20 protein-coding genes are annotated in these 21,483 nt (G+C 66.9%); 6 read left to right on the top strand and 14 right to left on the bottom strand.

From position 1 onward, the window contains the following. Positions 1–23: 23 nt before the first annotated feature. Positions 24–770, bottom strand: coding sequence for an AraC family transcriptional regulator (locus J2848_RS28705; RefSeq protein WP_149233880.1), 747 nt, complete (start codon positions 768–770; stop codon positions 24–26). Positions 771–1,119: 349 nt separating this feature from the next. Between J2848_RS28705 and scpC the strand changes: the two genes are divergently transcribed. Beyond that, positions 1,120–2,628: a succinyl-CoA:acetate CoA-transferase ScpC gene (gene scpC / locus J2848_RS28700; protein WP_149233881.1), complete on the top strand. Its 1,509-nt coding sequence runs from the start codon at positions 1,120–1,122 to the stop codon at positions 2,626–2,628. A gap of 61 nt (positions 2,629–2,689) precedes the next feature. Here scpC and J2848_RS28695 read toward each other — a convergent pair whose 3' ends face one another. The 3 genes from J2848_RS28695 to J2848_RS28685 all read right to left on the bottom strand — a co-directional run bounded on the left by J2848_RS28695 (position 2,690) and on the right by J2848_RS28685 (position 3,856). After that, a complete protein-coding gene (locus J2848_RS28695) occupies positions 2,690–2,875 on the bottom strand; it encodes a hypothetical protein (protein ID WP_149233882.1) in 186 nt (61 codons plus the stop codon). 178 nt (positions 2,876–3,053) lie between these two features. Next, positions 3,054–3,542, bottom strand: coding sequence for an SRPBCC family protein (locus J2848_RS28690; protein ID WP_149233883.1), 489 nt, complete (start codon positions 3,540–3,542; stop codon positions 3,054–3,056). Next, positions 3,539–3,856, bottom strand: a complete 318-nt coding sequence (locus J2848_RS28685; RefSeq protein ID WP_149233884.1) for an ArsR/SmtB family transcription factor — start codon at positions 3,854–3,856, stop codon at positions 3,539–3,541. Before J2848_RS28685 ends, J2848_RS28690 begins: the two co-directional genes overlap by 4 nt. A gap of 386 nt (positions 3,857–4,242) precedes the next feature. Between J2848_RS28685 and J2848_RS28680 the strand changes: the two genes are divergently transcribed. Further along, positions 4,243–5,292, top strand: a complete 1,050-nt coding sequence (locus J2848_RS28680; RefSeq protein WP_246194180.1) for a hypothetical protein — start codon at positions 4,243–4,245, stop codon at positions 5,290–5,292. Between the two features lie 55 nt (positions 5,293–5,347). After that, positions 5,348–6,532 carry a hypothetical protein gene (locus tag J2848_RS28675; protein ID WP_149233885.1) on the top strand — a complete coding sequence of 395 codons (1,185 nt, stop codon included), beginning with the start codon at positions 5,348–5,350 and terminating at the stop codon, positions 6,530–6,532. Between the two features lie 82 nt (positions 6,533–6,614). Here the strand turns inward: J2848_RS28675 and J2848_RS28670 are convergent, their stop codons facing one another. The 10 genes from J2848_RS28670 to J2848_RS28625 form a co-directional block, all read right to left on the bottom strand. Beyond that, positions 6,615–8,444, bottom strand: coding sequence for a NahK/ErcS family hybrid sensor histidine kinase/response regulator (locus tag J2848_RS28670; protein ID WP_149233886.1), 1,830 nt, complete (start codon positions 8,442–8,444; stop codon positions 6,615–6,617). Between the two features lie 3 nt (positions 8,445–8,447). Further along, the gene (gene nosP / locus J2848_RS28665; RefSeq protein ID WP_149233887.1) at positions 8,448–9,641 is read right to left on the bottom strand and encodes a nitric oxide-sensing protein NosP; all 1,194 of its coding nucleotides are present in this window, start codon (positions 9,639–9,641) and stop codon (positions 8,448–8,450) included. Between the two features lie 135 nt (positions 9,642–9,776). Next, positions 9,777–10,157 carry a DUF779 domain-containing protein gene (locus J2848_RS28660; RefSeq protein ID WP_149234046.1) on the bottom strand — a complete coding sequence of 127 codons (381 nt, stop codon included), beginning with the start codon at positions 10,155–10,157 and terminating at the stop codon, positions 9,777–9,779. A gap of 105 nt (positions 10,158–10,262) precedes the next feature. Beyond that, positions 10,263–11,783 carry an aldehyde dehydrogenase gene (adh, locus tag J2848_RS28655; protein WP_149233888.1) on the bottom strand — a complete coding sequence of 507 codons (1,521 nt, stop codon included), beginning with the start codon at positions 11,781–11,783 and terminating at the stop codon, positions 10,263–10,265. 167 nt (positions 11,784–11,950) lie between these two features. Then, positions 11,951–12,940: a formate dehydrogenase subunit gamma gene (locus tag J2848_RS28650; protein WP_149233889.1), complete on the bottom strand. Its 990-nt coding sequence runs from the start codon at positions 12,938–12,940 to the stop codon at positions 11,951–11,953. Between the two features lie 34 nt (positions 12,941–12,974). Continuing rightward, positions 12,975–13,610: a formate dehydrogenase FDH3 subunit beta gene (gene fdh3B / locus J2848_RS28645; protein ID WP_149233890.1), complete on the bottom strand. Its 636-nt coding sequence runs from the start codon at positions 13,608–13,610 to the stop codon at positions 12,975–12,977. A 22-nt stretch (positions 13,611–13,632) separates the two neighbouring features. After that, a complete protein-coding gene (locus J2848_RS28640; RefSeq protein WP_149233891.1) occupies positions 13,633–16,539 on the bottom strand; it encodes a formate dehydrogenase subunit alpha in 2,907 nt (968 codons plus the stop codon). A 19-nt stretch (positions 16,540–16,558) separates the two neighbouring features. Next, the gene (locus J2848_RS28635; RefSeq protein ID WP_149233892.1) at positions 16,559–16,768 is read right to left on the bottom strand and encodes a twin-arginine translocation signal domain-containing protein; all 210 of its coding nucleotides are present in this window, start codon (positions 16,766–16,768) and stop codon (positions 16,559–16,561) included. Then, positions 16,765–17,373 carry a TorD/DmsD family molecular chaperone gene (locus J2848_RS28630; protein WP_149233893.1) on the bottom strand — a complete coding sequence of 203 codons (609 nt, stop codon included), beginning with the start codon at positions 17,371–17,373 and terminating at the stop codon, positions 16,765–16,767. Before J2848_RS28630 ends, J2848_RS28635 begins: the two co-directional genes overlap by 4 nt. A gap of 139 nt (positions 17,374–17,512) precedes the next feature. Further along, entirely contained in the window at positions 17,513–17,689 is a 177-nt protein-coding gene (locus J2848_RS28625) for a hypothetical protein (protein ID WP_170307189.1), read from the bottom strand. Between the two features lie 170 nt (positions 17,690–17,859). Here J2848_RS28625 and nadA point away from each other — a divergent pair, with 170 nt between their 5' ends. The 3 genes from nadA (at position 17,860) to nadC (ending at position 21,464) form a co-directional block, all read left to right on the top strand. Beyond that, positions 17,860–18,870, top strand: a complete 1,011-nt coding sequence (gene nadA, locus J2848_RS28620; RefSeq protein WP_149233894.1) for a quinolinate synthase NadA — start codon at positions 17,860–17,862, stop codon at positions 18,868–18,870. A 141-nt stretch (positions 18,871–19,011) separates the two neighbouring features. Next, positions 19,012–20,646, top strand: a complete 1,635-nt coding sequence (locus J2848_RS28615; RefSeq protein ID WP_149233895.1) for an L-aspartate oxidase — start codon at positions 19,012–19,014, stop codon at positions 20,644–20,646. After that, positions 20,631–21,464 (top strand): carboxylating nicotinate-nucleotide diphosphorylase, encoded by an 834-nt coding sequence (nadC, locus tag J2848_RS28610; RefSeq protein WP_149233896.1) that lies wholly within the window; start codon positions 20,631–20,633, stop codon positions 21,462–21,464. The genes J2848_RS28615 and nadC overlap by 16 nt, the downstream gene beginning before the upstream one ends. Positions 21,465–21,483 lie beyond the last annotated feature (19 nt).

Here is a 21,483-nt window from a genome sequence, read left to right as displayed (position 1 = left end):
ATCCGCCGCATCAAATACCGGGGCTAAATCCCTCCAGATCTCCGCACGGCCCCCGGCGTGGTGCCGCGCCGCCGCCGCAGGCTGCGGGTCAGGGCGCTCTGGTCGGAGAAGCCCACCGCCAATGCCACCTCCGCCAGCGGCAGCTGCCCGTCGCGCAGCAGCGCCTCCGCCCGGTCAAGCCGCAGATCGGCCAGCAGGCGGGCCGGGGTGCTGCCGGTGCGGGCGCGGAAACGTTCATGGAAATGGCTGGGCGCCAGACCGGCCGCCTCCGCCAGCTCCGCCACCGTCAACGGTTCGGCGCAACGCTCCGCCATCAGGGCCAGGGCGTGGTCGATGGGATCGTTCGATACGGGCGGCGGTGGCTGGCGGGTCTCCAGCGCCCTCAGCAGCAGCCCCGCCGAGTGATGGGCCAGCACCGGATCGAGCGGCCGGTCGGCCGCCTCCGCCGCCAGATAGCGCACCAGCCCGTCCAGCGCACCGTCGATGGCGAAGAAGGCGTCGCAGGCGCGTACCGCCGCCTGCGGCATCAGCCCGGCGGCGGGCACATCCAGCACGACGAAGCGGTTGGTCCCGCCGCTGCGGAAGCTGTGTGGCACCCCGTCCGCCACCAGAACCCCGCGCCCGTCGCCCACCCGGCCGCAGGCGCCGCCGATCTCCATGTCGAGGGTGCCGGCGATGGGCAGCACGATCTGGTGATGGTCATGCGTGTGCCGCCGTTCATGCCCGTCATAGCTGCGGGTGCTGACGGTCGGCCGATGCGGGGACGCCACGCCGGCGGACTCCTCAAGGTCGCTTGGGTAGGCGGATGGTACGCCCTGCTCCCCGGCATCGACAAGCCCGTGGGCACATGAGGGTGGGTTCGGCAACAAAGGGCCAATGCCGAGTAACGGAACTGAGTTTCACCAGATCACTCCGCAGCCATACCAAGTCCCTGTCCGCATTCCGCACCAGTCCGCCGATATTCGCCCACCCATTCACTTGAGCGTTGCCTGATATTCCGGACGAACAATTGCGGCACCGGAGAGCACCTCCCTATGAGTATTTTCAACCAAGAAATACGACCGCATGGGAACGGATCGTTCGCCATTCGCCAAAAAGCACTCATAAAAGGAACGCCCGATGTACCGAGATCGCATCCGCCTGAAATCCCTGTGGGGCAAGGTGGTGCCGGCGGAAGAAGCCGCCTTCCTCATCAAGGACGGCATGACCGTGGGCATGAGTGGCTTCACCCGTGCCGGTGACGCCAAGGCGGTGCCGCTGGCGCTGGCCGAACGTGCCGCGTCGGAAAAGCTGAAGATCACGCTGATGACCGGCGCTTCGCTGGGCAACGACGTCGACAGGATCCTGACGGAGGCGGGGGTGCTGTCGCGCCGCCTGCCCTTCCAGGCCGACCCGGTGCTGCGCAAGGCGATCAACCGCGGCGAGGTGATGTTCGTCGACCAGCATCTGTCGGAAACGGTGGAACTGCTGCGCTCACGCCAGATGGGACCGGTCGATGTCGCGGTGATCGAGGCCTGCGCCATCACCGAAAATGGCGGCATCGTGCCGACCACCTCCATCGGCAATTCGGCGACCTTCGCCATCCTGGCCGAGAAGATAATCATCGAGCTGAACCTGACCCAGCCGCTGGATCTGGAAGGAATGCACGATGTCTACATCCCGACCCGTCGCCCTTTCCGCGAGCCGATCCCGGTGGTGACGGCGGAAAGCCGCGCCGGCCTGCCCTACATCCCGATCGACCCGTCGAAGATCGCGGCCATCGTAGTGACACGCAAGCAGGACAGCTCCGCCAGCATCCTGCCGCCCGATGACGAGACCAACGCCATCGCCGGCCACCTGATCGAGTTCCTGGGCCGGGAGGTTCGCCAAGGCCGGATGGGGCGCTCGCTGGCGCCGCTGCAGGCCGGCATCGGCACCATCGCCAACGCGGTGCTGCACGGGCTGATCGACGGGCCGTTCCACGACCTGACCATGTACAGCGAGGTGTTGCAGGACAGCACTTTCGAGCTGTTCGACGCCGGCAAGCTGAACTTCGCGTCCGGCTCCTCGATCACGCTCAGCGCCGGCAAATATGCCGAGGTGCTGCCGAAGATCGGCTCCTACAAGGGCCGGCTGCTGCTGCGCCCGCAGGAGATCTCCAACCATCCGGAGGTGATCCGCCGCCTGGGCGTCATCGGCATCAACACGGCGTTGGAGTGCGACATCTACGGCAACGTCAACTCCACCCATGTCAACGGCACGCAGATGATGAACGGCATCGGCGGCTCCGGCGATTTCGCCCGCAACAGCCATCTTGCCATCTTCGTCACCAAGTCGCTGGCCAAGAGCGGCGCCATCTCCAGCGTCGTGCCTATGGTGACCCATGTCGACCACAACGAGCATGACGTCGACGTGCTGGTGACGGAGGCCGGGCTGGCCGACCTGCGCGGGCTGGCGCCGCGCGAACGGGCGGAAACCATCATCCGCAACTGCGTCCACCCCAGCTACCGCGAGCTGGCGGCCGACTATCACCGCCGGGCCTTGCAGCGCGGCGGCCACACCCCACACCTGCTGGAGGAGGCCTTCGCCTGGCACAGCCGCTTCCAGCAGACCGGCAGCATGATGCCGACGCCGCTGGCGGCCGAGTAGGTCCCCTTGAAAACGGGCGGACCGCGGAAAGCCGCGGCCCGTTCCCGTTACCGGTATGCTGTCACACGTGCTTCCCGCCGCTGCGCTCCAAGTATAGGAGCAGTGCGGGATAATAGTGCTTGCGCTCTGACGAAATCTTCTCGCAGAAACGGCGCGCGGCTCCACTCTTGAGCCAGTCTTCAAGCTGTCCGTTCTGACGTTTCTCCGCGACGACGGTATCGATCGCGTCGAGAATTTTGTGAATCACCTCAGGCCTCGTCTTATGAAGATCGGAGCGGCATCTTCGTCGCTCTCGTAATCTTATATGCGCCCGGCTGTCGGTGAACGGCCCTGCATTCTGGACATGGCAGCGTGTTGCGATGCACAAAACGTAAGGGTTGGAAGCCGGCCCAGGCTCGAATCCCAGGGCCGGCTCCCGCCATCCGTCAGTCGGCGTCGGCGGCCGCGGCGAAGCCGTCCAGCAGGCCGCTCCAGCCATTCTCCGAATCGTAAGCCGCGCGGGCAGCCTCGGCATGCTCGCCCATACGCTCCAGGTTCCGGTGCTCCAGCTCGACCCGCGTGCCCTCGCCGTCGGCGGTGAAGCGCAGTTCGACCTCGGTCACCAGATCCGGGTTGAAGCGCCATTGCGGATCGATCTGCCAAGCCCGCATCAGACGGCCCGGCGGCTCCCAGGCCAGCACCCGGCCCCAGTCGCATTCCGACCCGTCCTCTCCCCGCTCGAACCAGCGGCCGCCGACCTGCGGTTCCACCACCACCTCGGCCAGCGGCGAAGCGGCAATGGAATGGGTGCGCGGCCACCAGCGCGTCATGTTGCGGGTGAAGACGTCGAAGGCGCGGTCCGGGGTGGTCCGTACATGGATGGTCTTGCGCACGGGCGCGGGCTGAATGGCTTGAATCCCCTGGTCCAAGGTCATGAATCGGTCCCCCGTTGAGCCTCGATGTCGGCCTTGAACGCCTCCAGCGCCTCATCCCAGAAGCGGTCGAGCCACGCGCGGACCGTCCCCAGCCCGGCCGGATCGATGCGGTAGATGCGCCGCGTCCCCTGCACCTCGTCCACCACCAGCCCGGCAGCCTTCAGCACCTGGAGATGCTGCGACACGGCGGGCCGGCTGACCGGCAGGGTTCCGGCGATCTCCCCGACCGACCGCGGCCGTTCCGCCACCCGTTCCAGAACGGTGCGGCGGGTCGGATCCGACAGGGCGGTGAAGACACTTGAAACGTTAGCCATGCTTAACCGTAAGCAGACACTTACAGATAGTCAAGCAAGGGCCGAACCGATGTCGCGCGTCCTTATCAAAAAGGGATTGCGTGCGGTCATCGCAGGGTTCAGCGCCACCAAAAAGGCGTTACCGGTAAATCAAATGTTCGTGGTTGCTTTCATCCTATCAGGTCGCACTGCGCCGGTTTCGACAACCGGTAATGCAAGGCCGGATCAGACACCCAGGACTTGCAATGAAAGGGCGCGATAATAACCTTAAAAGTTGTTGCAACCTCAGATATGTATATTTGGAAGGATGATTTTCGTTTGATTTCGATCCAAATGGTTGGTTGTTGCGGACGGTTTTCTCTCAAAAGATGATCTCGTATGTTTCATTTCTTAGAAAGGAAATTTCAATGTCGAACACCCCCGCGATCAGTGCCGTCCAAATCCCCCTGGCGGGTGGGGATGAGGGCGCTTTCCACATTGCCATCCAGATCCCGGGATCGGATGGCGTTTCCGCCAGAAATGCGGTGGTTCAGCTCGATACGGGATCGACCGGCCTGGTCCTTCCCGCCTCGTTCTTTTACCAGGACGGTGTTTATACCTATGACGCGGCCCAGAACAAAATCACGTCCGGCACTTTGATGCCGGGTGTCGAGATTCATGGGCCAACCACCGTCGTCTATCAGCCGTCGCAAGACGATATTCACGGGTTCATTTTCACCATTTCGGCGCTGAGCATCGGCGTTCAGGACGGGAAGGCCGCAGCGGCCACCACCCAGATCACCGCGATCGGTGCGGTCGAGAAGACGCCGCACATGTGCGGAATCGGCTTCGGCCGCCCCGTCCTGGCCAGCAATCCGTTCCTGTCGCTCATCGGGATGCCCACCGGGGAGATGTATCCCTCGTTCCTGCTGACCACCAAAGGCATCTGGCTCGGCCTGACGCCTGAACTGGCGGCCAAGCAGCTCGGCAGCAGCGTCTTCGGCTTCCAACAGCTGACCTACGAAGGCACCGAGACGCCCGTGCCCCACAACTCCAGCCAGTGGACGACACCGAAGGGCTATTTCCGGGTGAGCAACATCAACCCGACGGACACAACCAGCTACGACATCCTGATGGACACCGGGGTCGATTTGGCGATGGTGAAATCCCCGCTCGGCAATCTGGACAGCGAAATCAAGGCGGGCTCGATCATCGCCATCGAGGTTCCGGTCGAACCGTCGACCGTCAAGGTGTGCTACAGCTTCGGCATCACCGGTTCCGAGTCCGTGAAGCTCGGCCAGGGTGCCGACAGCTTTGTTTTCACGACCGACGCGGAACCGGGCGTGATCCCGCCCAAATATCTGGTGCCTCGCGGTGCGGGCAATTTCGTCAACACCGGCTTCCATCTGCTGAACAGCTATCAGCTCTATTTCGACGCGCAGGTCGGTCAGGTCGGCTACGCCGCCTATCCCGCCTGACACACGCTTTCCTTTCCAATTCCCCCATTCCTATCGCCGAAGCGTGGAACCGAACATGGCCCCAACCACTCCTCCGCCGGCACCGCCCAGCACTCCGCTGCCGTTGCCGCTCAATCTGACCAGCGAGCAGATCCTGAACGCCGGCGCCACCATCGTTCCGCTGTTCATCGTTCCCTTCGACCCGAACAATCCCTCGGCCCGCAAGGTCGGCATTCCGGTGATCGTCACGCCGGACGAACCGACGCACGGGGCACAGCTGCCCGATCCGGTGCTGTTCGAATTCGATACCGGCGGCAAGGCGTTCTGGGCCGACTGCGGGAAGCTTCCGTCGCTGACCGGCTGCGCCGATCATGGCGAGGTTTTCACCCAATACACCAGCGGCATCACCTATTTCGGCAAGGCCAGGGACGTTTACGTATCCCTCCTCGCTGAAACCGGTCCCGGCCCGGTCACCACCAAGGCAACCATCGCGGCGGTGGATACCATTCTGCGGCCGAAGGACCAGCAGGAAAGCGTTTCGACCTTTCCCATCTTCAACTATTTCTCCGGCGATTTCGGAGTATCCCTGCAGAACACCGCGTCCGCGCCCCAGTTGCCGCTGAAACACCAACTTCCCTCGCCCTATGCACCGCCCTCCACCATGCCGGAAATGCTGGGGGTGCTTTCCCAGCTTCTCTACAACAATGGAGCCGGCTTCATCGTCGATCTCGTGAACACGGTTCCCTATGTCGGCGACGAACTGCCGAAGGGAACGCTGATCGGGCGGCTGATCCTGGGCGGCATCGACACGCTGGCGACCAGCTTCCCGCTGCCCTACACCATGCCGTCGGCGGGAACCTACACCCAGCTTTTCGGAAGCAAGGCCACAATCAACGCCTATGCGGAAGGGGTCGCGACCGGAACGGCTTATGTGCAGGCCACCGGCAGTCCCTACGGCAGTGCCGCGGACATCAGCTATGTGATGGACACCGGCGCCACCGAGACCACCTTCTATCCAGGGACCAATCTCGGCACCAACATGCAGCCCGCGGTCGGCGACACCATCGTGCTGAATCTGACCGATGGTCAGACGGTGATGAATTTCACCGCCGGAAGCCAACAGTGCGACGACCTGACCGCCTGGGGCAACGGCGACCGCGGCAACGGCTGCGTCAACACCGGACTCGGAATGTTCCTGCAATTTCCGGTGCTGTATGATCTCGCCAACGGAAAGCTCTGCCTGCCTGCCCAGTCCAGCTGACAGCGGCGAGGCCGGATCGGACCTGTAGCAACCCGCCGGCGACGCGCGTTCCGATGAGGAATGCCTGTTGCCGGCGGTTTTCTTATCCCACCAGTCCCGACATCACCGCGCGCAGCTGTGCCGGCTTCACCGGCTTGTTCAGCACCAGACAGCCGGCCGCCTTGGCCTCGTCCGCCAGTTCGGGCGTGCGGTTGGCGGTGACGATCACGGCGGGCAGGATGCGGCCGCAGGCAGCGCGCAGCCGCGCCACCTCGTTGACGCCGAGCGCCCCGTCGTCGAGGTGATAGTCGGCGATCAGCAGGTCCGGTGGCTGCGGCATGCCGGACAGCAGGGCCAAAGCCTCGTCGCCGTTGGTGGCCGACACCACGTCGCAGGCCCAGCCGCGCAGCAGCGCCTCCATCCCCGCCACCACCGCCGGCTCGTTGTCCAGCACCAGCACCGAGGTGCCGGCCAGCCGGTTCATCATCGGCCTTGCGGCGACGCTGGCCGGGCGGACGGCGCGGCGCTCGGTCCCGCGCGGCACGGTGACGGCGAAGACGGAGCCGCGGCCCGGCTCCGACCGCACGGTGATGGGGTGACCCAGCATGCGGGCGACGCGGTCGACGATGGCGAGCCCCAGCCCCATGCCGCGGTCACGTCCCTTGGTGACGGGGGTGTCGAGGCGGCGGAACTCCTGGAAGATCTCGGCGATCTTGTCGCGCGGGATGCCGGGGCCGTTGTCCCAAACCTCGATCCGGATGCCGTCGCCGGTCCGGCGGCAGCCGACCACCACCCGGCCGCCCTGGACATAACGCAGCGCGTTGGACAGGAAATTCTGCACGATCCGGCGCAGCAGCCGCATGTCGCTGCGCACCACCGCCCCCGATCCCACCACCTTCAGGTCGATGCCCCGCTCCGCCGCCACCGCGGCATATTCGGTGGCGAGCGGCGCCAGGATGCCGCGCAACGGGAAGTCAGTGACCTCCGGCGTTACCGCCCCGGCGTCGAGCTTGGAGATGTCGAGCAGCGCCGACAGCAGATCCTCGACCGACGCCAGGGCGACATCGATATTCTCGACCAGTTCGGCATTGGCATCCGGCTGTTCCAGGTCGGCCAGCGCCGAGACGAACAGGCGGGCGGCGTTCAGCGGTTGCAGCAGGTCATGGCTGGCGGCGGCGATGAAGCGGGTCTTGGACAGGTTGGCCTGATCGGCCTGGGATTTCGCCTGCTGGAGCTGGTCGTTCAGCGTCATCAGGGCGGATTTCTCCGCCTGTTCGGATTCGCGCCGCCGCTCCTCCTCATGCTTGATGACGGTGATGTCGGTATAGACACCGACGATGCCGCCGTCGCGGGTGCGCCGCTCGTTCACCTGGATCCAGCGGCCATCGGACAGCCGATTGAGGAAGACGCCCTTCAGGTCGTGGCGATGCTCCATCCGTTCGCGCAGCCAGACGTCGGGCGGCGGCTCGCTGACGGCACCGGCGGCGGCGACCATGGCGACCAGATCGTTGAAGCGGATCCCGGCCTGGATGCGGCCCGCCACCGACGGCCAGTAGGACAGGTATTTGCGGTTGCACAGCACCAGCCGGTCGGCGGAGTCGAACAGGGCGAACCCCTCGTTCACCGACTCGATCGCCTCGAACAGGCGGGTGCGCATGGTGTCCGCCAGCTCCTTGGCGCGGGCGAGGTCGCGGTTGCTGTCCTCCAGCTTGTGCAGGGCGCGCTCCAGCTCCAGCGTGCGTTCGCGGATCTTCTGTTCCAGCACGATGGCGGTCTGGAACAGCGAGAAGGCGCCGCCCTGGAAGTCCATCGACCGCTCGACACGGTCCATCAGAACCTTGTTGATGCGCTGGAGCTTGGCATTCTCACGCTCCAGCTCGGCGATGCGGTCGGCCGGGTCGAGTGTCCAGTTGCGGGTTCGGATGCCGACCATGGATTAGCGCCCTCCGATGGCGACGCCCGTGAAGGTCTGGTTGACGTGCATGCCGTTGACCTGCTCGCCATAGGCGCAGAATCCGACGACGCGGTGGCGGGCCAGCCGGTCGGACATCACGGCGTTCAGCTGCCGCTGCTCCATCTCCAGCCGGCGCAGGATGCAATCGCAGCCGAGGATCAGGTCGGGGGCGCCGACCTCCGCCTCGATGCCCTCGATCAGCCCGTCGAAGTTGGAGACCGGATCGACCCCCTCCGCCACCGTCAGGACGATGCCCTCGTCGATGGCGCAGAAGAAGGTCAGGCTCTCGTCGTCGTTCACCTTCTGGATCGAGCGGACATGGTACTGGCCGCCGACCCGCACGACGACGGGATGGGCGGCGAAGATCATCGGGGTCAGCGGTTCCCCCTCCAGCCCGACCAGCCGGGCGTACTCGCGGCCCGCCGGCTCGGCATTGATCTCATGGACGATGCGGTGCTGCGGATCGGCGCCGGTGACCACCATCTTGCGGTCGGAGCTGACGAAATGCTGGGTGCGGAAGACGGTGAAGGGCCGCGTCGTGGTGAACAGCGCCACCACCGCGGCATTGGGATGGAAGGCGCCCTCGTGCAGGACGAAAGTGCGTTCGAAATGCAGGTCGTCGCCGGCCGAGGCGCCGAACAGCGGAATGTCGATCAGCGCGTTGTGCAGCGCGCTGACCACCGTCTCCTCGCTCATCGACAGGCCGTCGATCAGCAGCATGGCGAAGCTGCGGGCCTCCTCGCCCAGCGGGACCGGCCGGCTCGCCATCGCCCGGTCGCGGCGCGACAGCAGGGACCGGGCGATGGCGGTGCTGTCGGCGATCTCGAAACGGTCGACATGGTCGACCAGAGCGGTGACGATGCAGAAATCCTCGGTCGGGAAGCCCACTGCCACCAGGGCGTTGGTGGTGTAGCCGCCGGGACCGATCTCGCCCGCCGTGGTGCAGCCGATCACCGGCACCATGCCGAACTCAGCCGCCAGCGCATCGGCCAGCGCCTGCCGGTCATAGCTGGGGGCGCAGAAGACCACCACCAGTTCCAGCGCCGCCTCGCCCAGCCCGGCGCGCAGCTCCCTCGCCGCCTCGCCCGGGCGTTCGGCATGGGTGACGGCGCGCGGCATGCCGTCGCCGGACGCGGGTCTTACCGGACCGTCTGCGGAGGTCTCCCGTGTGGACATCCCTGCCCCTCCCGTGTCCCTCTCCGTCCGCGGATGCGATCCGGCAAGGGTACTCCAGGGATGGCGGCGGGCAAGACCAATCCGCGGACCGGTGAAGGTGGACATGGTGCGGGGCGGCTCCCAGACGTTCTCGGCCTAGATAATCTCTACCGGTTGCGGATCGGCAAGCCCGGCCAGTTCCTCGTCGGTGAACAGGCGGGCCCTGACGGTGAAGCGGACGCCGTCCGGCACCTCCAGCGAGAAGCCGCCGCCGCGTGCCTGGATAACGTCCAGGATGACCTGGGTGTTGCGCCACCATTGAAAGGTGTCGTCGGACATGCAGAACCGCGCACCGGCGACCGTGCCGAGACAAAGATCGCGCCCGCCAAGCCGGAACTCCCCCAGCGGCAGGCAGAGCGGCGCCGACCCGTCGCAGCAGCCGCCCGACAGATGCAGCAGCAGCGGCCCATGCTTGGCCGACAGGCGGTCCAGCAGGGCGACGGCTTCGGGGGTGGCGGTGACGCGATCTGTCGGCATGGGGTCAGTCATGGTGGTCCTTTATCACGAAACCACACGGGAGAAAGAAAAACGGCCGGGGGACATGCCCCCGGCCCAGGTTTGCCCGATAGGGAGGAGCAGGGCTCAGAAGAAGCCGAGCGCTTTCGGGCTGTAGCTGACCAGCAGGCACTTGGTCTGCTGGTAATGGTCGAGCATCATCTTGTGCGTCTCGCGGCCGATGCCGGACTTCTTGTACCCACCGAAGGCGGCATGCGCCGGGTACAGGTGGTAGCAGTTGGTCCAGACGCGGCCGGCCTGGATGGCGCGACCCATGCGGAAGTAGCGGCTGCCGTCACGGCTCCACACGCCGGCGCCCAGGCCGAACTCGCTGTCGTTGGCGATGGCCAGCGCCTCTTCCTCGGTCTCGAAGGTGGTCACGGCGACGACCGGACCGAAGATCTCCTCCTGGAAGATGCGCATCTTGTTGTGGCCTTCCAGGATGGTCGGCTGGACGTAGTAGCCGCCCTCCAGCTCGCCACCCAGATGGGCACGCTCGCCGCCCAGCAGCACCTTGGCGCCCTCGGCCTTGCCGATCTCGATGTAGGAGAGGATCTTCTCCAGCTGCTCCTGCGAAGCCTGGGCACCGATCATCGTGCCGCCATCCAGCGGATGGCCCTGGACGATCTTCTTGACGCGCTCGACCGCCAGCTTGATGAAGCGGTCGTAGATCGACTTCTGGATGAGGACGCGGCTCGGGCAGGTGCAGACCTCGCCCTGGTTCAGCGCGAACATCGCGAAGCCTTCCAGCGCCTTGTCCAGGAACTCGTCGTCTTCGGCCATCACGTCTTCGAAGAAGATGTTCGGCGACTTGCCGCCCAGCTCGACGGTCGACGGGATGATGTTTTCCGCGGCGTATTGCAGGATCAGGCGGCCGGTCGAGGTCTCGCCGGTGAAGGCGATCTTGGCGATGCGCTTGTTGGTGGCAAGCGGCTTGCCGGCCTCCAGGCCGAAGCCGTTGACGACGTTCACGACGCCCGGCGGCAGCAGATCGCCGATCATCTCCATCAGGACCAGGATCGCCATCGGGGTCTGCTCGGCCGGCTTCAGCACGATGCAATTGCCGGCGGCCAGCGCCGGAGCCAGCTTCCAGGCCGCCATCAGCAGCGGGAAGTTCCAGGGAATGATCTGGCCGACGACGCCCAGCGGTTCATGGAAGTGGTAGGCGTAGGTGTGGTGGTCGATCTCGGCGATCGAGCCTTCCTGGGCGCGGATGCAGCCGGCGTAGTAGCGGAAATGGTCGATGGCGAGCGGCACGTCGGCGGCGCGGGTCTCGCGGATCGGCTTGCCGTTGTCCAGCGTCTCGGCCAGCGCGATGACCTCCAGCCGCTCTTCCATGCGGTCGGCGATCTTCAGCAGGATGTTCGAGCGCTCGGTCGGCGAGGTACGGCCCCAGGCGGTCCTGGCGGCGTGGGCGGCGTCGAGCGCCAGCTCGATGTCGGCGGCCTGGGAACGGGCGACCTCGCACAGCGGCTTGCCGGTAATCGGCGTCAGATTGGTGAAGTATTGGCCATCCACCGGCGCAACCCACTGGCCGCCGATATAGTTGTCGTAGCGGGGGCGGAGCGCGATCTGCTTCTGGAGCGTTTCGAGAGCCTGGTGGAGCATTTGGGCCGTTCCTCTCAGTGTGGTGAACCGGTCAGGTCCCCGGTCCAGCGCGTTTGTCGGGGCCATTCAGCCACTCTGGGAGGGAGAGGGTAAATTGTACTATGGAAGGAGACGGTCGGCCGGCGGGATTGTTCGTGTCCCACCCAATGCCGGAGCCTTTGGGCGCCTCATTCCGCCGGCTGGCGCCCCTCGACATAGCCCTTGCGCAGCTGTTCCTCGTACCAGCGGCGGTGGTGCTCCATCGCCCAGTTCTCGTCCACCACGCCGCAGCCCATGGCGTCGAAGGCGCCCTCCATGCCGATGGTGCCGATGTAGATGTGGCCGATCACCGCAGCGATCAGCCCGGCCGCCAGCAGGCCGTGGATGACGTGCATGATCTGCATGCCGCCGATCCCGGTGAAGGCGAAGGGCACCATCATCAGATAGCCGGTCGCCGCCATGCCGATGCCGCCGAGGACGATGCTCCAGAACACCATCTTCTGACCGGCGTTGAAGCGCCCTGCCTCCGGATGGTGGCCGCCGGCCTTGGAGAAGAGCCCGCCCGCCGTCCTGATCCAAATCCAGTCGGCCTTCTCCGGCACATTGTCGCGCAGCCACAGGGCCAGGATCATCAGCAAGCCGACGACGAAGGGCACGCTGACGAAGTTGTGGAGCGACTTGGCATATTCCGCCAGCGGCGTGAATGCCTGATGGCCGATCAGCGGGATCAGCAGCGGCCGGCCGAAGGTCAGAATCACACCGGTCAGCGCCATGATCAGGAAGCTGACCGCCGTGGTCCAATGGGCGAAGCGGTCCGCCCAATTGAAGCGCAGCACCAGCCGCCTCGACCGGCCACCATGGATGCGGATGGTGCCGCGATAGAGGAAGAAGATTGCCAGCACCGCCGTCATGCCGATGGCGAGACCGCCGATCGCCAGCCGCAATGTGTGACTGCGCCACTCCCGCCACTCCCGCCCTTCCGGCTGGACCAGAACCGCCAGCTTCTCGTCCGGGATGCTGACACGGCCGATCACCTTGTCGTCCTGCGGAACGTAGAGGGGCACCTGCTCCTTGGTGGTCGGCGAGTTCTGGCCGGGCACCTGATAGAGCTGCGCTTGTGCGAAAGTCGGAGCGGCCAGCAGGACGATCAGCAACAGCAGGGCGTGCAGGGGGCGCATGGTGGTCTCCCGAAGGTCATTCTTGTGGAGGCGCTCACGCCCCTCCCGTGCCCGGCCCGCCCGGACCGAAGGGGGAGCCGCGGTCGTTGCGGCCGTAGGCAGTGGACCAGCCCGGCGCACCGGAACCGTAGCCGCGGCGCAGCGACCGTTCCTGATAGATGTCGGCCAGCACCGCCCCGTCGCCGGCCATCAGCGCGCGGGTCGAGCACATCTCGGCACACAGCGGCAGCTTGCCCTCGGCCAGCCGGTTGGCGCCGTATTTCTGGTACTCCTCGACGCTGCCGTCCGGTTCGGGGCCGCCGGCGCAAAAGGTGCATTTGTCCATCTTGCCGCGGCTGCCGAAATCGGTGGTGCGCGGGTATTGCGGCGCGCCGAACGGGCAGGCGTAGAAGCAGTAGCCGCAGCCGATGCACAGGTCCTTGCTGTGCAGCACCACCCCGTCCGCCGTTTGCAGGAAGCAGTCGACCGGGCAGACCGCGGCGCAGGGCGGGTCGTTGCAGTGCATGCAGGCCATCGAGATCGACCGCTCGCCCGGCTTGCCGTCGTTCAGCGTGACCAGCCGGCGGCGGTTGATGCCCCACGGCACCTCATGCTCGTTCTTGCAGGCGGTGACGCAGGCATTGCATTCGATGCAGCGTTCGGCGTCGCACAGGAACTTCATCCGGGCCATTGTTCCACTCAGCTCCTGCACGTCATGCCGGTTCGACCCGGCAGAGGGTGACCTTGGTTTCCTGCATGAAGGTGACGGGGTCGTAGCCGTAGGTCGTCACCCCGTTCACCGGCTCGCCCAGCACGATGGGGTCGGTGTCGGGCGGGTAGTTGCCGCGCAAGCTGTCGCCCTGCCAGAAGCCGGAGAAGTGGAAGGGCATGAACACCGTGCCGCCGCCGACGCGGTCGGTGACCAGCGCCTTGACCTTGGCCTTGCCGCCGTCCTCCGGCCCATAGACCCAGACCCAGGCGCCGTCCCTGATGCCCAGCCGTTCGGCGTCCTTGGTGTTGATCTCCGCGAACATCGACTGCTGCAATTCGGCCAGCCACGGGTTGGACCGGGTTTCCTCGCCGCCGCCCTCATACTCGACCAGCCGGCCGGAGGTCAGAACCATGGGGAAGCGCTGGCGCAGGTCGCTGTCCGCCACCTTGAACTGGAGCGAGCGGGCAAGCTGGACCAGACGAAAGTCGCGCCGGTCCTCGATGGCCGGATAGGCTTTCACCAGTTCGGGGCGCGGCGAATAGATCGGCTCGCGGTGGACCGGCACCGGATCCGGCAGGTTCCAGGCGACGGCACGCGCTTTGGCGTTGCCGTGCGGCACGCAACCATGCTTCAGCGCGACGCGGATGATGCCCATCGACAGGTCGGTCTGCCAGCTGACATTGTCCACGTCGGTCCCGCCAATCGCCTGGATGACGCGCATCTCGTCCGGCGTCAGGTCCTTGTCCCAGCCCAGCTTCTTCAGCACGGCCATGGTAAATTCGGGGTAGCCGTCCTCAATCTCCGACCCCTTCGAATAGGAACCGTCGGCCAGCAGCGAGACGCCGTTGCGCTCCACCCCGAAGCGGGCGCGGAAGACCCCGCCGCCGTCCATCACATGCTTAGAGGTGTCGTAAAGCACCGCCGATCCCGGATGCCGGATCTCCGGATGGCCCCAGCTCGGCCAGGGCAGGCCGTAATAGTCGCCGGCACAGGGGCCGGAGGATGCCCGCATGGTGATCTTGTCGAAATCGGCCTGATGCTTCATGTGCATCTTCAGCCGTTCCGGCGACTGACCGGTGGCGCCGATGGACAGGCAGCTGCGGTTCATCTCGCGCAGGATGTCCTCCGGCACCGGCCGGTCCTTCTCCACCGTGATGTGCTTGAACATCTCGTCGGCGAAGCCCAGCTTGCGCGCCAGCAGATAGATGATGGCGTAGTCGTCCTTCGATTCGAAGATCGGCTCCACCACCTTCTCCCCCCACTGCATCGAGCGGTTGGAGCAGGTGCGCGACCCATCGGTCTCGAACTGGGTGCAGGCCGGCAGGATGTAGGTGCCGTTGCGCCGCTCCTTGATCGCGGCGAAGGTGGTCGGGTGCGGGTCGGCGATGACCAGAAGGCTGAGTTTCTCCAGCCCCTTCACCATCTCCGGCATGCGGGTGACGGTGTTGCCGCCATGGCCGAAGCACATCATGGCGCGCAAGGGGCTGGGCTGGTCGATCTCGCCCGGCTTGGCCAGCACGGCATCGAACCAGCGGGTGGTCGGGATGCCCTTGGCCTCCATCAGATCCTTGGTGGCGAAGCGGCCCTTCAGATAGTCGTAGTCGACGTCCCAGGCGCGGGCGAAATGCTTCCACGCCCCTTCCGCCAGCCCGTAATAGGCGGGCAGCGTGCTGACGTCGAGGCCGAAATCGGTGGCGCCCTGCACGTTGCAGTGGCCGCGGTAGATGTTGGCGCCGCCGCCGGCCACGCCGATGTTGCCCAGAGCCAGCTGAAGGATCGACAGGGCGCGGACGTTGGCGGTGCCGACCGTGTGCTGGGTGACGCCCATGCACCAGATCACCGTGCTGGGCTTGTTCTTCGCCAGCGCCTCCGCCACGCGGCGAAGCTGCGATCCGGGGGCGCCAGTCACCCGCTCAACCTCTTCGGGCGTCCACTTCTTCACTTCGGCGCGGATCTCGTCCATGCCGTAGACGCGCTGGCGGATATACTCCTTGTCCTCCCAGCCATTCTCGAAGATGTGCCACAGCAGCCCCCAGGCGACCGGGATATCGGTGCCGGGACGGATGCGGACATACTCCGTGGCATGGGCGGCGGTGCGGGTGAAGCGCGGGTCGATGACGATGAAGGGGGCGCGGTTGTGCTCCTTGCCGCGCAGCATGTGCTGCATCGACACCGGGTGCGCCTCGGCCGGGTTGCCGCCGACGATCACCAGCGCCTTGGAATTCTGGATGTCGTTATAGCTGTTGGTCATGGCGCCGTAGCCCCACGTGTTCGCCACGCCGGCGACCGTGGTGGAGTGGCAGATGCGCGCCTGATGGTCGACGTTGTTGGTCCCCCAGAAGGCCGCCAGCTTGCGGTAGAGATAGGCGCCCTCGTTGGAGAACTTGGCCGAGCCGAGCCAGAACACCGCGTCCGGCCCGGACGCCTTGCGGATGTCCATCAGCTGGTTGCCGATCTCCTCAATGGCCTGGTCCCAGCCGATGCGCTGCCAGACGCCATCGACCAGCTTGAGCGGGTATTTGACGCGCCGGGTGCCCTTGGTCAGTTCGCGCACCGAGGCGCCCTTGGCGCAGTGGGTACCCTGGTTGATCGGGCTTTCCCAGCCCGGCTCCTGCCCGACCCAGACGCCGTTCTGCACCTCCGCGATCACCGTGCAGCCGACCGAGCAGTGGGTGCAGACGTTCTTGCGCGTCACCACCTCGACGTTCGGCAGGATGGGGCCGGCCTCCGCCTTGCGGATCATCGCGCCCGGCAGCGCGCCGACGGCGGCGATGCCGCCCGCGGCAAGGCCGGAGCGGCGCAGGAAGCCGCGGCGGCTGACTCCTGACTCCAGACTGTCGGCCAGGGCCGCGATCAGACCAGACCGCTTTGCGCCTGCCGCTTTCGCCGAGCTGCGTTTGACCAGCATGGACATTCTCCGGATCGCCCTACAGGCGGTTCAGCGCGTAGAAGCGCTTGACGTGTTCGGTTTCGCGGTAGCGGGCCTTCACCTGCTCCTGCGGCGATTCCATCGCCTGCGCCTCGTCCCCCGCCGGCAGTATCGTGGCAGCGGCGGCACCCGCCGCACCGAGGCCCAGCGTCTTCAGAATGTCGCGACGTTGCAGCGGATTGCGCGGGGGTTCTGGCGGCGTCTTCATGCGTCGGCTCCCTCCAACTGATCGATCTGTCTGTTCAGGGCCTCCTGCTCGATCTCCAGGAACAGGCGACCGATGGTGCCGATCGGGCGGTAGAGGCCGGCCGCCTCCGCCTCTTCCAGATCCTGGAAGAAGCGCCCGGCCCAGGGTGTCAGGTGGCTGTCCAGCATGTGGCGCTGCACCGCCGGGTCGGCGCCCTCGCGGATCAGCACGGCCATCACGTCGCACAATGCTGCGATGTGGTCCTCCGGTTCCGACACGTCGGGCGCGCGCTCCAGCCCCAAAGCCTGGAGGTCGGCGCGCAGGGCCGACAGCGGCCGGTCGGTCAGGAAGCCGGTGCGGTAATAGGAGGCGTACGGGACCAGTTCGCCCTGTACGACGCCGATGAACAGCGCGTTGAACTCACGCTCGGCTTTGTCGGGTTCGATGGCGAGGGCACGGGCGGCCAGATCGTCGAAGGCCCGGCCGATCGGCGTCGCATCGCCGGTCAGCTTGCCCAGCAGCGCCAGCAGGTCGGCGCCGGGCGGGGCGGCCAGCGTCAGGGCCAGCAGCCGGTAGACGTCGGCGCGCAGGCCGTCCGCACCGCTTTCCGGATCATGAACCGTCATCACACTCCCGCAAGCCGCTCCGGAAACAGTCGAAAGCCATGACTGGCCCGAACTCTGACAACGGCCGGCGCGGGCAAAGGTTGCCTTACCCGGTCGGGGCTACCCCGCCGGGCTCATCCCTTTTCCCCACGGATCAGGATCACTTCTGCGGACGGCCGGAGAAATTGCGGTGCGCGACCGACGCCTCCTCCCCCACCCGCGCGCCGGTCGAAGCGAAGGTCTCGTCGGCGCTGCGAGCGAACAGGGTCGGCAGCACCGCCCAAGCACCGCCGGCCAGGACGGCGATGGCGCAGAGCGCGGCGAGGAAGGCTTTCATCGGCTTTTCTCCAGACAGCGCTTAGCAGGGGCGAGGCCGCGCTGCCGCGCCTTTCCCCCACCGCACAACGCCGTCCGCGCCCGATTGTTTCCGTCCCTCTTTTCCACTTGATATGCTCTCATAGAGCACATATGGTTTTGCTCAGAACGAGCATAGAGCGGAGCCGTCCGATGCCCGAGGTCGCCGAACTCGCCTACACCCCTGCCGTCGCTGCGGCGACCGCGCCGATCTATGACCGGATGAAGCGCGTCGTGCCGGCCATCGAATGGCCGTTCCACGCGCCGCTGGTCCACGCCATCAACGAGCTGAAGCGCGAGCGCAACGCCGTCATCCTCGCCCACAACTACCAGACGCCGGAGATCTTCCACGGCGTGGCCGACATCGTCGGCGACAGCCTCGCGCTGGCCGCCAAGGCGACCCAGACCGACGCCGACGTTATCGTGCTGGCCGGCGTGCATTTCATGGCGGAGACGGCGAAACTGCTGAACCCAGCCAAGACGGTGCTGATCCCCAGCCGCAACGCCGGCTGCTCGCTGGCCGACAGCATCACCGCCGCCGACGTCCGCCTGCTGCGCGAGGCGCATCCCGGCGTGCCGGTGGTCGCCTACGTCAACACCTCGGCCGAGGTGAAGGCGGAAGTCGACATCTGCTGCACGTCGGGCAATGCGGTGGAGGTGGTGGAATCGCTGGGCGTCGACCGGGTGATCTTCCTGCCCGACGAATATCTGGCGAAATACGTCGCCACCCAGACCAAGGTGGAGATCATCGCCTGGAAGGGCCATTGCGAGGTGCATGAGCGCTTCACCGGCGCGGAGATCGGCGAGTTCCGCCGCCGGTTCGACCGGCTGACCGTGATCGCCCACCCCGAATGCCCGCCCGACGTGCTGGAGGCCGCCGATTTCGTCGGTTCCACCGCCCGCATGATCGACTTCGTCGGCAACGAGAAACCGCCTCGGGTGCTGATGGTCACCGAATGCTCGATGAGCGACAACGTCGCCGCCGCTTCTCCGGAGACAGAGTTCGTGCGGCCCTGCAACCTGTGCCCGCACATGAAGACGGTGACGCTGTCGGGCATCCTGGAGTCGTTGCAGACCCTGGAGCCGCGCGTCGAGATCCCGGACGAACTGGCGGCCCGCGCCCGCCGGTCCGTGGAGCGCATGCTGGCGGTGAAGCCGAAGTAAACCCCCTCTCCTCCCCCGGGAGAGGGTCGGGGTGAGGGGGATGCATTGCGAGGATCCGTTCGGCTGCGCCGAACCCCCTCATCCTAACCTTCTCCCCAGGGGGGAGAAGGGACTTGTCCGTGTTGCGTCGAGGAGTCCCCCATGACCTCCAGCACGCCTTACGATGTCCGTGACGCCGAGGTGATCATCGTCGGCTCCGGCCTTGCCGGGATGACCGCGGCGCTGCAACTGGCGCCGCGCGCGGTCACGCTCATCACCAAGACCGCCGGCCTGCCCGGCGGTTCCAGCCTCCATGCCCAGGGCGGGATCGCCGCCGCCGTCGGACCGGGCGACCGGCCGGAGGACCATGCCGCCGACACTGTCGCCGCCGGAGCGGGGCTGGTCGATGCGGCGATGGCCGCCCTGCTGACCCGCGACGGCGCGGCGCTGGTCCGCCGCCTGCTGGAGGACGGCCTGCCCTTCGACCGCGCGCCCGACGGCTCGCCACTGCTGGGGCGCGAGGCCGCCCATGGCGCCGCCCGCATCGTCCATGCCGGGGGCGACGCCACCGGCCGCACGCTGGTCACCGCCCTGGCGGAACGCCTGCGCGCCACCCCGTCGGTGCGGGTGGAGACCGATGCCTTTGCGGTCGACCTCGTCCTCCGCAACGGCCGCGTCTGCGGCCTGCTGGCTTGCCATGCGCAAGGCTGGGTGCTGCACCGCGCCCCCCGCGTGATCCTGGCGACCGGCGGTATTGGCGCCGCTTTCGCCCGCACCACCAACCCGGCGGAGGCCACCGGCGATGGCCTTGCCATCGCAGCAAGGGCCGGCGCCCGGCTGGCCGACCTGGAGTTCGTGCAGTTCCACCCGACCGCACTCGCCGTCGATGCCGACCCGGTACCGCTGCTGACCGAGGCGCTGCGCGGCGCCGGCGCCCTGCTGCTCGACAGCCAGGGCCACCGCTTCATGCCGGACGAGCATCCGCTGGCGGAACTGGCGCCGCGCGACGTGGTCGCCCGCGCCATCGGAAGGCGCGTCGCGGCGGGAGAGCCGGTGTTCCTCGACCTGCGTCCGGCGCTGGCTGCGAAGCCCAATGGCTTCCCCACCGTGCTGGCGCTCTGTGCCGAGCATGGTCTGGATCCCTTCGCCGAGCCGATGCCGGTGGCGCCCGCCGCCCACTATCACATGGGCGGGGTGGTCACCGACGCCGACGGGCGCACCAGCCTGGAAGGGTTGTGGGCCTGCGGCGAGGTCGCCTGCACCGGCGTCCACGGCGCCAACCGGCTGGCGAGCAATTCCCTGCTTGAGGCACTGGTCTTCGGCGCCCGCGTCGCCCGCGACGTGGCGGAGCGCCCGCTGGCAGCGCTGCCGCCCTTCGCCCTGCCCCGCCCGCCGGCGGTCGCCGCCGATGTCGGCCATCTCCTGCTCGACGCCATCGGGACGGAGGCGCGGACGGCACTCTATCAAGGCGCCGGGCTTGTCCGCGACGGGCTGGGGCTGCTGGCCGCCCGGCGCAAGCTGGACCGGTTGGCGACGGCGCTCGACATGCTGCGCTGCGAGGAGGGCGATGAGGCTCCACCCGAAATCGTCCGCAAGTGGGGCGAGGCGCGCAACCGGCTGCTGGTCGGCCGTTTGGTCGTCCACGCCGCGCTGGCGCGGGAGGAAAGCCGCGGCGCCCATTGCCGCAGCGACCATCCCCTGCCGAATCCCGCCACGATCAGCCGCACCCTGACCCTCAGCGATCTGGCCGGCACCGCCGGCCCCCTGTCCGGAGACGCCGCATGCTGCATCCTCTGACCGTCGAGCCCATCGTCCGTGCTGCCCTGGCGGAGGATCTGGGCCGGGCCGGCGACATCACCACCGACAGCATCATCCCGGCCGGCGCGGTGGCGACCGCCCGCATCGCCGCCCGCAAGGATGGCCGAGTCGCCGGTCTGGAGGCGGCGCTGATCGCCTTCCGCCTGCTCGATCCCGACATCGCCGTGGCGCTGGAACGGATCGACGGTGAAGATGTCCCCCCCGGCGGCACCATCGCCACCCTGACCGGCAAGGCCCGCGCCCTGCTGACGGCGGAGCGCACGGCTCTGAACCTGATGGGCCGGCTGTCCGGCATCGCCACCGCCACCCGCGCCCTGGTGCGCGAGGTGGAGGGCACCAAGGCCCGCATCGTCTGCACCCGCAAGACCACCCCCGGCCTGCGCGTTCTGGAAAAGCATGCGGTGAAGCTGGGCGGCGGCTTCAACCACCGCTTCGGGCTGGATGACGCCGTGCTGATCAAGGACAACCACATCGCGGTCGCCGGCGGCGTGCGCCCGGCGGTGGAGCGCGTCCGCGCCGCCATCGGCCACATGGTGAAGGTGGAGGTGGAGGTCGACACGCTCGACCAGCTCGACGAGCTGCTGGGCCTGCCGGTCGATGTCGTGCTGCTCGACAACATGGACCCGGACACGCTGCGTCGCGCGGTGCGGATGGTCGACGGCCGGTTGCTGACCGAGGCGTCGGGCAACGTCACGCTCGCCACCGTCCGCGCCATCGCCGAGACCGGCGTCGACATGATCAGCTGCGGCTGGCTGACCCACAGCGCCCCGAATCTGGATTTGGGGCTGGATATGTGAAAGGGAGTCTATCCGTTCA

This window comes from Azospirillum lipoferum, from assembly GCF_024170005.1.
Taxonomy (GTDB): Bacteria; Pseudomonadota; Alphaproteobacteria; order Azospirillales; family Azospirillaceae; genus Azospirillum; species Azospirillum lipoferum.
This window is presented reverse-complemented; position numbering and strand designations above follow the sequence as displayed.